At 67.2% G+C, this 12364-nt stretch carries 10 protein-coding genes; 7 read left to right on the top strand and 3 right to left on the bottom strand.

Features of this window, described 5'->3' with window-relative positions:
- Positions 1-276 precede the first annotated feature (276 nt).
- Positions 277-1419: a mechanosensitive ion channel family protein gene (locus ACVOMM_RS18285; protein WP_481526602.1), complete on the top strand. Its 1143-nt coding sequence runs from the start codon at positions 277-279 to the stop codon at positions 1417-1419.
- 61 nt (positions 1420-1480) lie between these two features.
- Here ACVOMM_RS18285 and ACVOMM_RS18280 read toward each other — a convergent pair whose 3' ends face one another.
- Genes ACVOMM_RS18280 through typA form a run of 3 tightly spaced genes read right to left on the bottom strand, consistent with a single transcriptional unit; the run spans position 1481 to position 5468 of the window.
- Positions 1481-3103, bottom strand: a complete 1623-nt coding sequence (locus tag ACVOMM_RS18280; protein WP_111187030.1) for an amidase — start codon at positions 3101-3103, stop codon at positions 1481-1483.
- A gap of 41 nt (positions 3104-3144) precedes the next feature.
- Entirely contained in the window at positions 3145-3612 is a 468-nt protein-coding gene (locus ACVOMM_RS18275) for a DUF2127 domain-containing protein (protein WP_065176006.1), read from the bottom strand.
- Between the two features lie 8 nt (positions 3613-3620).
- Positions 3621-5468 carry a translational GTPase TypA gene (gene typA / locus ACVOMM_RS18270; protein WP_053520332.1) on the bottom strand — a complete coding sequence of 616 codons (1848 nt, stop codon included), beginning with the start codon at positions 5466-5468 and terminating at the stop codon, positions 3621-3623.
- 249 nt (positions 5469-5717) lie between these two features.
- On the opposite strand from typA, the gene ACVOMM_RS18265 reads away from it, so the two are divergent.
- From ACVOMM_RS18265 to ACVOMM_RS18240, 6 genes are all read left to right on the top strand, one after another.
- Positions 5718-6209, top strand: coding sequence for a peptidylprolyl isomerase (locus tag ACVOMM_RS18265; protein WP_053520333.1), 492 nt, complete (start codon positions 5718-5720; stop codon positions 6207-6209).
- A gap of 118 nt (positions 6210-6327) precedes the next feature.
- On the top strand, positions 6328-7314 hold the full coding sequence (locus ACVOMM_RS18260) for a malate dehydrogenase (RefSeq protein WP_005415428.1): 987 nt from the start codon (positions 6328-6330) through the stop codon (positions 7312-7314).
- 90 nt (positions 7315-7404) lie between these two features.
- On the top strand, positions 7405-8019 hold the full coding sequence (locus tag ACVOMM_RS18255; RefSeq protein ID WP_128988931.1) for an RluA family pseudouridine synthase: 615 nt from the start codon (positions 7405-7407) through the stop codon (positions 8017-8019).
- A gap of 574 nt (positions 8020-8593) precedes the next feature.
- Positions 8594-10474 (top strand): propionate--CoA ligase, encoded by a 1881-nt coding sequence (prpE, locus tag ACVOMM_RS18250; RefSeq protein WP_180875745.1) that lies wholly within the window; start codon positions 8594-8596, stop codon positions 10472-10474.
- 159 nt (positions 10475-10633) lie between these two features.
- Positions 10634-11137 (top strand): hypothetical protein, encoded by a 504-nt coding sequence (locus ACVOMM_RS18245; protein WP_053520034.1) that lies wholly within the window; start codon positions 10634-10636, stop codon positions 11135-11137.
- Between the two features lie 45 nt (positions 11138-11182).
- Positions 11183-12238 carry a suppressor of fused domain protein gene (locus ACVOMM_RS18240; RefSeq protein ID WP_065176008.1) on the top strand — a complete coding sequence of 352 codons (1056 nt, stop codon included), beginning with the start codon at positions 11183-11185 and terminating at the stop codon, positions 12236-12238.
- The last annotated feature ends 126 nt before the right edge of the window (positions 12239-12364 follow it).

The raw sequence follows: 12364 nt of genomic DNA, 5'->3' as shown, positions 1-12364 counted from the left end.
GGGGGCGGGGTGCGGCGGCCTGCGCGCGGCGCCGCCCGCGCCCGGCGCCCCCCCCCCCCCCCCCCCCCCCCCCCCCCCCCCCCCCCCCCCCCCCGCCATCCCACGGAATGCCAGCTTCTGCTGTTGCTGTTGCTTCTGCAGTTGCTGTTGCTCCAGCCCGCAGCAGGTGCAGGGCTGCAAGCCCTGCAGACCAACACCCTGCTTACGAACGACTGACGTGACGCTCATGCGCCATGCGCGAGGCTGTCCGCTGCTGTTCGAGTGGAGGTGGCAACCGTGCACTGGCAAAGCGCACAGGCATATGCATGGCCGCTGGGTCTGGCGGCACTGGTGGGTGGCATCGGTGCCTGGCTGATCCTGTGGATCTATCACCGGCTGAAAGGGCGTGATCGCCGGCGCGCGCGCATCGGTCGTGTGCTTGGTCTGCCAATGGCGACCGCATGGCCCTTGCTGCTGCTGATCCCGGCGCTGCAGGCCACGCCACTGCAGGAGCCTCTGCTGGGGCATCTGCAGCACGGGCTGCACATCGCGCTGACGGCCTGTTTCATCTGGCTGCTGGTGCGCGCGGTGGCCGCCGGCGAGCGTGCGATCCTGCGCAGTCATCCCATCGACGTCTCGGACAATCTGGAAGCCCGACGCATCCAGACCCAGACGCGGGTGCTGAGCCGCGTGCTGATGGGCGGCATCATCGTGCTCGGTGCATCGCTGGTGCTGCTGACATTCCCGATGGTGCAGAAGATCGGCGCCGCCCTGCTGGCCTCGGCCGGTCTGATCGGGCTGGTCGCGGGCATCGCCGCCAAGCCGGTGTTCGGCAACCTCATCGCCGGCCTGCAGATCGCAGTGACCCAGCCGATCCGGCTGGATGATGTGGTGATCGTTGAAGGCGAGTGGGGGCGCGTGGAGGAGATCGGCAGCAGCTATGTGGTGGTACGCATCTGGGACGAGCGGCGGATGGTGGTGCCGCTGACCTGGTTCATCGAGAACCCCTTCCAGAACTGGACCCGGCGCAGCGCCGATCTGCTCGGCACGGCATTCCTGTGGCTGGACTACCGTGCGCCGATCGCGGCGATCCGCAGTGAACTGGAGCGCATCTGCCGCAGCGAGGCGCTGTGGGATGGACGGGTCTGCGTGACTCAGGTGACCGAAACCAGCGAGCGGGCAATCCAGGTGCGCCTGCTGGTCAGTGCACGCAGCTCCGGCGATGCCTTCGATCTTCGCTGCCTGGTGCGCGAGCGCATGCTGGATTTCCTGGCGCGAGAGCATCCGCAATCACTGCCGCAGCTGCGCGCGCGGTTGCAGCGCGAGGATGAGCTGGACATGCCACGCGCACCGCGTGCACGTACGGCAGATGTACGTTCACCCGGGGCGGAGGACGGCGAGGCCGCGATCGCGCCGGTGGAACCGGACCCCGACCGCTAGCGCCGGGACGTGCCCGGCGAGCGCAGCGGTACCCCCGGTCCGCCGGGCAACCCGGGGCCGATCAAGGCTCGCCAGTGTCGATCAGGGTGTCGGTTTCGAAATGAGGCGGGCGACGCGCACGTGTGCGTTGCTCGTAGGCATAGGCCATTTCGATCAGCTTCGGCTCGCTCCAGGCTGTGCCCATGAACAGCAGGCCGACCGGCAGGCCGTTGATCTGTCCCATCGGCACGCTCAGGCTGGGGTAACCCGCGACCGCTGCCACGCTGTAGCTCTCACCCGGGAAATCGTCGCCTTCGCGGCGGATGGGCCAGGCTGTGCCGGTGGTCGGTGCAACCAGCGCATCCAGCTGGTAGGCAGCCAGGACGGCGTCGATGCCTTCCGGCCCGGCCAGGCGCCGCGCATCGCTGCGCGCACGGATGTAGGCAGGGTCGGCCAGTCCGGCAGTGGCGTTGGCCTCCAGCAGCAGTTCCTGGCCGAACAGGCCCAGTTCCTGCGGCGCCTGGGCCTGGTTGAAGGCGATGAGTTCGCCAAGACTGCGCAGGGGCGCGCGGTAGGTCTTGAAGTAGCGCTCCAGCCCGGCCTTGAACTCATGCAGCAGCACGACCCGCTCGGCTTCGGCCCAGGCACCCGGGTCGGGCAGTTCCACCGGCACCACCACCGCGCCCGCACGGCGCAGTTCGGCGGCGGCCTGATCGATCAGCGGTGCCATGCCACGGTACGTCAGCAGAGGGGTCTGCAGCAGGCCGATGCGTTTGCCGCGCAGGCCTTCGGGGTCCAGGCGCGCGGTGTAGTCGTAGACCGCGCGGCCGGGCATGGTGGCCGTGGCGGGGTCGGCATCGTCCCGGCCCGCGATCGCCGTCAGTACGGCCGCGGCGTCGGCGACGCTGCGCGTCATCGGCCCGGCGGTGTCCTGGCTGAAGGAGATCGGGATGATGCCTTCGCGGCTGACCAGGCCGACCGTCGGTTTCAGGCCGACGATGCCGTTGATCGCGGCCGGGCAGACGATGCTGCCGTCGGTCTCGGTGCCGATCGCCACACTGGCCAGATTGGCGGCCACCGCTACCGCGCTGCCGCTGCTGGAGCCACAGGGCGAATGGCTGAGACGGTACGGATTGCGGGTCTGGCCACCGCGCGCGCTCCAGCCCGACACCGAATCGTTGCCGCGGAAGTTGGCCCACTCGCTGAGATTGGTCTTGCCCAGCACGACCGCGCCGGCCTCGCGCAGGCGTCTTACCAGGTAGGCATCGGCGGGGCGGAAACCCTGCAGCGCGAGCGATCCGGCGCTGGTGGTCATGGGCGCGGCGTTGATGTTGTCCTTCAGCAGGACCGGAATGCCATGCAGCGGCCCGCGCAGATGGCCGTCCCGGCGCTCGCGATCGCGTTCACCGGCTTCCCGCAGGGCATCCGGGTTGAGTTCGATGACGGCACGCAGGCGCGGCCCGGCGCGATCCAGCGCAGCGATGCGCTGCAGGTAGGCGTGGGTCAGCGTGGTGCTGTCCAGTTCGCCGGCCACCATGCGCGCCTGCAGGTCGGCCAGGTCGGTCTCGGCGTAGGGGAAGGGCACGTTGCGGCTCGCGGGTTCGGCGGCGTGGGCGCTGGTCGTGGCCGGGCTGCAGCCAACAATGAACAACGCGGGCAGCGCGATGAGCAGGCAGGTCAGCAGAGGCGGCAAGGACGGGCGCATGGGGCGGCTTGGTCGGCTCCAATGCCCAGTGTAGCTGCTGCTCAGTGGTGGCGCTTGCGCAGGTCGCGGGCCAGGACGTAGACCACGAGCAGGTTGATCGCCAGGATCGTCCAGGAGGGCCAGCCGGGGTGGCGGACGATGGCGAAGACATCGAAGGGCAGATACAGCGCGGCGGTCAGGCAGCCCAGCCAGGAGGCCCAGGCCCTGGCCCGCCAGAGGCCCCAGGCTTCCACCAGGTGCAGCAGGCCGTAGCCGATCATCGCCGCCGCCGCCAGGTGCACGGCGTCGGGATTGATCATGTTCAGGAGGGAGGGCAGGGTACCGTGATCCGGGTCCAGGCTGAAACGCCGGATCAGGGCATTGACCCCATCGCGGAGCGGCTGCGGACCGAGCACTTCAAGCCCGGTCGCAGCCAGCAACGCCAGCACCGCCTTGCTCGCTTCGAGCAGGGCGATGACGTGGAGGCCCGGATGCCGGTGTGGATCCGGGTTGTAGCCGCTCTGGCTCACGGTCCGGCTCAGCCGCCGCGCGAAGCCTTCTTGCGGTCGCTTTCGGTCAGGAACTTCTTGCGCAGCCGGATTTCCTTCGGAGTGATCTCGACCAGCTCGTCGTCCTCGATGAAGTCCAGCGCCTGTTCCAGCGAGTACTTGATCGCCGGGGTCAGCTGGATCGCATCGTCCTTGCCCGAAGCGCGCATGTTGGTCAGCGGCTTGGTCTTGATGGCGTTGACGGTCAGGTCGTTGTCCTTGGAGTGGATGCCGACCAGCTGGCCTTCATACACATTGTCGCCTTCAGCAGCGAACAGCTTGCCGCGTTCCTGCAGCGGGCCCAGGGAGTAGGCCGGAGTCACGCCCGGGGCGTTGGCGATCATGACGCCGTTGATGCGCTTGGCGATTGCGCCCTGTTCCTTCGGACCGTAATGGTCGAACACGTGGAACAGCAGGCCCGAACCCTGGGTCAGGGTCTTGAATTCGTTCTGGAAGCCGATCAGGCCACGGGCCGGGATCGAGTATTCCAGGCGCACGCGGCCCTTGCCGTCCGGTTCCATGTTCTTCAGCTGGCCCTTGCGGGTGCCCAGCTTTTCCATCACGCCGCCCTGGTGCACTTCTTCCACGTCCACCACCAGCTGTTCGATCGGCTCCATCTGCTGGCCGTCGATTTCCTTGATGATCACTTCCGGACGCGACACGGCCAGTTCGTAGCCTTCACGACGCATGTTCTCGATCAGCACCGACAGGTGCAGTTCGCCACGGCCGGAGACCAGGAACTTGTCGGCGTCCTCCAGCTGTTCGACCTTCAGCGCCACGTTGTGGACCTTTTCACGGTCCAGGCGGTCCTTGATCTGGCGGCTGGTCAGGAACTTGCCACCGGACAGGTCCTTGTTGCCCGCGAACGGCGAGTTGTTGACCTGGAAGGTCATCGAGATGGTCGGCTCGTCCACGGTCAGCGCCGGCAGCGCTTCCGGGGTGTCCGGGTGGCAGAGGGTGTCGGAGATGGTCAGCTCCGGAATGCCCGAGATCGCCACGATGTCGCCGGCTTCAGCGGTGTCCTGCTCGATGCGCTCCAAGCCCAGGAAGCCCAGCACCTGCGCGACCTTGCCGTTGCGCTTCTTGCCTTCACGATCGATCACCGTGACCTGCATGTTCTTCTTCAGGGTGCCACGCTGGATGCGGCCGATGCCGATCACGCCCACGAAGTTGTTGTAGTCCAGCTGGCTGATGCGCATCTGGAAGGCACCTTCCGGATCCACTTCGGGCTTCGGCGCGTGCTTCATGATCGCTTCGTAGAGCGGGGTCATGTCGCCATCGCGGACGGTGTCTTCCAGGCCGGCATAGCCGTTCAGGGCCGACGCGTAGACGATCGGGAAGTCCAGCTGCTCGTTGGTCGCGCCGAGCTTGTCGAACAGATCGAACACCTGGTCGATCACCCAGTCCGGACGCGCGCCCGGACGGTCGATCTTGTTGACCACCACGATCGGCTTGAAGCCCATCGCGAAGGCCTTCTGGGTGACGAAGCGGGTCTGCGGCATCGGGCCGTCCATCGCGTCGACCAGGATCAGCACGGTGTCGACCATCGACAGCACGCGCTCGACCTCACCGCCGAAGTCGGCGTGGCCGGGGGTGTCGACGATGTTGATCCGGTTCTTGATGCCGGTCTTCTTGTCTTCCCAGGTGATGGCCGTGTTCTTGGCCAGGATGGTGATGCCGCGTTCCTTTTCCTGGTCGTTGCTGTCCATCACGCGCTCGGCGAGGACGGTACGCTCGGACAGGGTGCCGGACTGCTTCAGCAGCTGGTCGACCAGGGTGGTCTTGCCATGGTCGACGTGGGCGACGATGGCGATGTTGCGAAGATTTTCGATGGACATACGAAAGGGGGCCAGTCGGCGCCGGATTTGGAAAAAGAAGTCCAACATTATACGTCGAACTTGACGATTCGCGAAAAGCTGGATTCCGGCTCGCCCGGGAGCCCCATTCAGCTGGCCGTCGGGGCCCCGCCGGCGGCGACCCTCCAAAGCCTGAAGCGTCGCCCTGCGCCGATGGTCGAAGCCGCCGCCGCCACGAGCCGGGTGTAAACTAGGTGGCTAGACGCCTTTCCCTTTGCAACAAGGATCTTCATGTCCCTCATCGCCACTTTCGACACCACCCAGGGCCCGATCAAGGTCGAGCTGTTCGCTGACAAGGCGCCGCTGACCGTTGCCAACTTCGTGAACCTGGTCAAGCACGGCTTCTATGACGGCCTGATCTTCCACCGCGTGATCGCCGACTTCATGATCCAGGGCGGTTGCCCGCAGGGCCGTGGTACCGGTGGCCCGGGCTACAAGTTCGAAGACGAGAAGAACGGCGTGAAGCATGAGGTCGGCTCGCTGTCGATGGCCAATGCCGGCCCGAACACCAATGGCAGCCAGTTCTTCATCACCCACATCAAGACCGATTGGCTGGACGGCCGCCACACCGTGTTCGGCAAGGTTCTGGAAGGCCAGGCCATCGTCGATTCGGTCAAGCAGGGCGACGTGATCCATTCGATCACCCTGGAAGGCGACGTCGACGCCGCGCTGGCCGCACAGGCCGACCGCGTGGCCGAGTGGAACAAGATCCTCGCCGCCTGACCCCCTTCCGAGACGGCCACCCACGGGTGGCCGTTTCCCTGTTCTCCGCCGCCTGCCAGGCCCGCCGGGCCACGCCCGCGGCGTCCCATCAAACGCTTGCAAGCAAGAGGAAACCCCCATGAAAGCACCCGTTCGTGTTGCCGTGACCGGCGCCGCCGGCCAGATCGGTTATGCCCTGCTGTTCCGCATCGCCTCCGGCGAAATGCTGGGCAAGGACCAGCCGGTCATCCTGCAGCTGCTGGAGCTGCCGGTGGACAAGGCCCAGGCCGCCCTGAAGGGCGTGATGATGGAACTGGAAGACTGCGCCTTCCCGCTGCTGGCCGGCATGGTCGGCACCGACGACGCTGAAGTGGCGTTCAAGGATGCCGACATCGCCCTGCTGGTCGGCGCGCGTCCGCGCGGCCCGGGCATGGAGCGCAAGGACCTGCTGCTGGAAAACGCCAAGATCTTCACCGCGCAGGGCGCGGCGCTGAACAAGGTCGCCAGCCGTGACGTGAAGGTGCTGGTGGTCGGCAACCCGGCCAACACCAACGCCTACATCGCCATGAAGTCGGCACCGGACCTGAAGCCGGAAAACTTCACCGCCATGCTGCGCCTGGACCACAACCGTGCCCTGAGCCAGCTGTCGGCCAAGCTCGGCAAGCCGGTCGGTGGCATGGAAAAGCTGGTGGTGTGGGGCAACCACAGCCCGACCATGTACCCGGACTACCGTTTCGCCACCGCCGATGGTGCTTCGATCGCCGATGCGATCAACGACCAGGAGTGGAATGCCAACACCTTCATTCCGACCGTCGGCAAGCGGGGCGCGGCGATCATCGAAGCCCGTGGCTCGTCCTCGGCGGCTTCGGCGGCCAATGCCGCGATCGACCACGTGCGTGACTGGGTGCTGGGCAGCAACGGCAAGTGGGTCACCATGGGCGTGCCGTCCGATGGTTCCTACGGCATCCCGGAAGGCGTGATCTTCGGCTTCGCCGTGACCACCGAGAACGGCAAGTACACCCTGGTCAAGGATCTGCCGATCGACGACTTCAGCCAGAAGTACATCGACAAGACCCTGGCCGAGCTGGAAGAAGAACGCGCCGGCGTTGCCCACCTGCTGGGCTGATGCCGCGGGTGCCGGTCTGGCCGGCACGCAGCTGACAGAAACGGGGAAGCTTCGGCTTCCCCGTTTTCATATGGAGTTCCGCAGAACCGCATGATCCACCTGCATTACATCGATGACGCGCTGCTGGTGGTGGAAAAGCCCGCTGGCCTGCTGTCCGTGCCTGGCCGTAGCGCGGAGAACCAGGACTGCGTGGTGGCCCGCCTGCAGGTGCTGTACCCGGACGCGCTGACCGTGCATCGGCTGGACCAGGTCACCTCCGGTCTGCTGCTGCATGCACGGGGCAAGACGACGCAGGCCGCGTTGTCGATGCAGTTCGAGCAGCGCAGGGTGGGCAAGTGTTACGAAGCCGTCGTGCAGGGTGTGATCGAAGGTGATGCCGGTGAGGTGGATCTGCCGCTGATCGTGGACTGGCCGAACCGGCCGAAACAGAAGGTCGACCATGAACACGGCAAGCCGGCGCTGACGCGCTGGCGCGTGCTGGCCCGCGATGTTGAAGCGCAGCGCACGCGCGTGGCGCTGGAGCCGGTGACCGGGCGCAGCCATCAGTTGCGCCTGCACATGGCCAGCCTGGGTCATCCGATCGTCGGCGATGTGCTGTATGGCGCCGCACCGGCGCAGCGCGTGCATCTGCATGCGCGCAGCCTGCACTTCACCCACCCGGTGACGGGCGACGCGCTGGCGTTCGAGTCCGCCACTCCGTTCTAGCAGGGCAAGGGGGGCGGCAGGGCTGCGCCCTGCACCTGCTACGAGCCAGGGCAACGTCAGATTCAACGTCAAAAGCGCGCTGTCCGTGGGGTGGCGGGGGGGGGGGGGGGGGGGGGGGGGGGGGGGGGGGCGCGCCACAGACCCGCACCCCAACCCGACCCACCCCCCCCCCCCCCCCCCACCTTCGACAGAATGCCGCGATCTGATGGATCCACGCCGAGCGTGGATGAAATCTGTCAGATATCGGAATAGATGGTGGGTCGGATCGTTCCGACAGATCGCAGGAAACTGTCGAAGGCGGGGGGGTGGGGGGGGGGGGGGGGGGGGAGGCAGGGCGCGGCGCCCCGCGCCGCGCCCCCCCCCCCCCCCCCCCGCGCGTGGGCGCCCGCCCCCCCCCCCCCCCCCCCCCCCCCCCCCCCCGCCATCCCTCAATAGTCCAGCTGTTGACGTTGCCTCTGCAGGTGCAGGGCGGCAGCCCTGCATGGAAAACCCACCCCCCTACCAAGGTAGGGCGGAACGCGCGGCAACGCGGCACTATGCTCGAACCCATGACTTCGTCTGGGAGGGCTGCGTCATGAACTACGAGGAAACCTACCGCCGCTCGATCGACGAGCCGGAGGCGTTCTGGGGCGAGGAAGCCAAGCGCATCCATTGGCACAAGCCGCCGCAACAGGTGCTCGACTACAGCAACCCGCCGTTCCGGCGCTGGTATGTGGGCGGCGAAACCAACCTCTGTTACAACGCGGTCGATCGCCATCTGGACACTCGGCCCGACCAGCTCGCGCTGGTGGCCATTTCCACCGAAACCAACAGCACCCGCGAGATCACCTACCGGCAGCTGTACCGAGAAGTGAACGACTTCGCTGCCGTGCTCCTGCGCCTGGGCGTCGGCCATGGCGACCGCGTGGTCATCTACATGCCGAACATGGCCGAAGCCGTGTTCGCGATGCTGGCCTGCGCGCGCATCGGGGCCGTGCACTCGGTGGTGTTCGGTGGTTTCGCCGCGCACAACCTTGCCCTGCGCATCGACGATGCCAGACCCAAGCTGCTGATCGCGGCCGATGCCGGCATGCGCGGAGGCAAGCTCATTCCCTACAAGCCGATGGTGGACGCCGCCTGTGCGGAAGCCGGGCATCCACCGCCGCACGTGCTGATCGTCTCGCGCGGGCTGGATCCGGCCGAGCCGCGCATCGAGGGCCGCGACGTCGAGTACGCGACGCTGCGCGCGGAAGTCGGTGCCGTCGATGTTCCGGTGCAGTGGCTGGAAGCGAGCGAGCCGAGCTATCTGCTGTATACCTCCGGCACCACCGGCAAGCCCAAGGGCGTGCAGCGTGATGTGGGCGGATACGCGGTGGCGATGGCACAGTCGATGGAGACCGTCTTCGACTGCAAGCCGGGGCAGGTGATGTTCTCCACCTCCGATGTCGGCTGGGCCGTGGGACATTCCTACAACGTGTATGGCCCGCTGATCGGCGGTTGCACATCGCTGCTGTACGAAGGCCTGCCCACCCATCCGGATCCGGGCATCTGGTGGGCCCTGTGCGAGCAGTACAACGTGCGCACGATGTTCTCCTCTCCCACCGCGATCCGCGTGCTGAAGAAGCACGACGCGGATTTCATCCATCGCCACGACCTGCGCGCGTTGAAGTACCTGTTCCTGGCCGGCGAACCGCTGGATGAGCCGACCGCGCACTGGATCAATGAAGCGCTGGGCAAACCGATCATCGACAACTACTGGCAGACTGAAACCGGCTGGCCGGCCTTGACCCTGTTGCCGGGCCTGGAGATGAAGCCGGTGCGCTTTGGTTCGCCGGGCTTCCCCAACCTCGGTTACCGCATGAAGGTGATCGACGAGAACACCGGCGAAGAAGTCGCACCCGGGCAGAAGGGAGTCCTGGTGGTCACCCCGCCATTGCCGCCGGGCTGCATGAGCACGGTGTGGAACGACGACAGCCGCTTCCTGCAGAGCTACTTCAGCCATTTCAAGGAGCTGCTGTACAGCTCGCTGGACTGGGCGATCCGCGACGATGACGGCTACACCTTCATCCTCGGCCGTACCGACGATGTCATCAACGTCGCCGGGCATCGCCTGGGGACACGTGAGATCGAGGAAGCCATTTCCAGCCACCCGCGTGTGGCGGAGGCCGCGGTGATCGGCGTGAAGGATGAACTGAAGGGACAGGTACCGCTGGTCTTCGTCACCCTCAAGCAGGGGTTGGGGGGGGAAGACCCTGCACCGGTGGTGGCGGAAATGATGGCAACGGTGACCACGTCGCTGGGGGCGGTTGCACGGCCGGCGCACGTGCACGTGGTCAACGCGTTGCCGAAGACGCGCTCGGGCAAACTGCTGCGGCGCTCGCTGCAGGCGCTGGCCGAGCAGCGCGATCCCGGCGATCTGTCGACCCTGGATGACCCGGCCGCCCTGGAGGAGATCCGCCGCGCGCTGGGACGCTAGACCGGTCCTGTATTGCCGGGGCCGCGTGCAGCGGGCCGAGGCAAGGGATGCAGCGGTGCTGCACCGCAGCGTTCACCGTACCAGCGGTGCGTTAAGCTCGATGCCGGGGAGCGCGTCCGTCAGGGCGCGCAGGCATGCGCATCATGGAACGGGGGAGCTATGGCACTGCTGCACGCCAAGACGGCCGCTGGCCGCCAGGAAATCGAGGATCGTGCGCGGCGCCTGCCGGCCGCGCTGCGCTCGATCCTGCTGATGGTCGATGGTCGCCGCGATGACACCGAACTGCGCAGTCTGCTCGAAGGACTGCGGGCGCCACCCGATGCGCTGGAACAGCTGGCCGCGATGGAGCTGATCGAAGTGGTGGGGGGCAGCGCCGATGCGGTGCCGGTCGCTGGCCTCAGCAATGGTCGCGAACAGGACCCGGCGCTGTATCAGCAGCTGTACGAGGCGATGAGCGAAGCCGTGCGGCGCCACCTCGGGCTGAAGGGCTACTTCATGCAGTTGAAGATCGAGCGCTGCACCGATGCCTCGGCCCTGGAGCGCCTGTGCCCGGAACTGCTGGCGGCGGTAGGCAAGGCACGCAGCCCGGCACTGGCACAGCGCTGGTGGCAGGAAACGCAGGCATCGCTGGCAGCCGGCGATCGCGGAGTCGTGCAGGCCTGACGCAGCGCGTAGAGTGGATGGTTTCATTCCCATCAGGAGCCTCTCGTGCAGGACGACCACGACGACACCGACACCCCGGGCTGGGACGCGATCAATGCGGCGTTGGCGCCGCTGTACGCGGGCCAGGAGCCCCTGCATTTCGGAACGGCATTGCCGTACACGCTGGGCGGCCAGGATCCCCTCGATGGCATCAGTGTCTACCGCGCGGAGGCGCCGGTACCGCACTGGCACTACATCACCTATGGCCTGTCCGAGCTGTACGCCAAGGAGAGCAGTGACGCCGAAGCAAGTGGCTACGGATTCGAGCTGACCTTCCGTCTGGCAGCAGGCGAGGGCGTGCACGCCGAACAGGCACCGCCGACATGGCCGATGAACCTGCTGCAGAACCTGGCGCGCTACGTGTTCGGCAGCGGCAACGTGTTCGAGGACGGCCACCACCTTGACGCAAACGGCCCGATTGCCCTCGAGTCCGACACCCGCCTGCGCCATCTGGCTTTTATCGCCGACCCGCAGTTGCCGGCGCGCGAGACGGCCAACGGCCGCCTGCAGTTCCTGCAGCTGGTCGGGCTGACGGATGGGGAAATGGCTGCAGTGAAACGCTGGTCGACCCGCGGGGTGCTGCACGTGCTGGAGCCGGCGATGCCCCTGTGGATCACCGACCTGCATCGGGGCGACCTGCTGGATGATCCGGCACTGGCGGCGCAGGTGCAGGCGGGCAGTGCGCGGGAGGGCTCCAGCACCGGCATGTTGTTCATTGAAACGCTGGACTGGCGACAGGTCTCGGGCGTGACCACGCTGGTGCTTGGCGCCGGCCAGGTGCCGAGCGTGCGCGAGCTGCTGCCGCTGCGCCTGCACCATGGCGCATCGCTGGTGCTGGTCAGCCGTGAGCGCCAATGGGAGTTCACCCCCGCTGCGGGCGGCGGCGCCAACGACGTCGATGCCGACAGCGCGCGCTGGGCATTGGATGCACAGGGGGTCCAGGCGTGGCAGGACGTGCGTGCCGAGCGCGGGATCTACCCGCTGGGCGGCCAGCTGCAGGTCGAGGTGGTGCCGACGCTGCTGCGTGACGCCAAGGGTGCCGTGATCCGCGAGATCGGTTGAACGGTGGACACGGGGCGCCGGCGATGCCCGGCGCGGGGCCGGGACGCCGGATCGGGGCCGCCCGCGCAGCCCGCGGGGCCCGGTTCGGGCAGGGCCCGCCGTAGGCCGTCAGTTGGGCCTGCACCC

Source organism: Stenotrophomonas sp. STEN009, assembly GCF_056760395.1.
Note: the sequence above shows the minus strand (reverse complement) of the source record. Positions and strands in the feature narration are given on the sequence as shown.

Bases quoted from the DNA above. Each gene is read 5' to 3' on its own strand.
- ACVOMM_RS18280 (WP_111187030.1), bottom strand. From the start codon at position 3,103: ATGCGCCCGTCCTTGCCGCCTCTGCTGACCTGCCTGCTCATCGCGCTG.
- typA (WP_053520332.1), bottom strand. From the start codon at position 5,468: ATGTCCATCGAAAATCTTCGCAACATCGCCATCGTCGCCCACGTCGAC.
- ACVOMM_RS18265 (WP_053520333.1), top strand. From the start codon at position 5,718: ATGTCCCTCATCGCCACTTTCGACACCACCCAGGGCCCGATCAAGGTC.
- ACVOMM_RS18260 (WP_005415428.1), top strand. From the start codon at position 6,328: ATGAAAGCACCCGTTCGTGTTGCCGTGACCGGCGCCGCCGGCCAGATC.
- ACVOMM_RS18255 (WP_128988931.1), top strand. From the start codon at position 7,405: ATGATCCACCTGCATTACATCGATGACGCGCTGCTGGTGGTGGAAAAG.
- prpE (WP_180875745.1), top strand. From the start codon at position 8,594: ATGAACTACGAGGAAACCTACCGCCGCTCGATCGACGAGCCGGAGGCG.
- ACVOMM_RS18245 (WP_053520034.1), top strand. From the start codon at position 10,634: ATGGCACTGCTGCACGCCAAGACGGCCGCTGGCCGCCAGGAAATCGAG.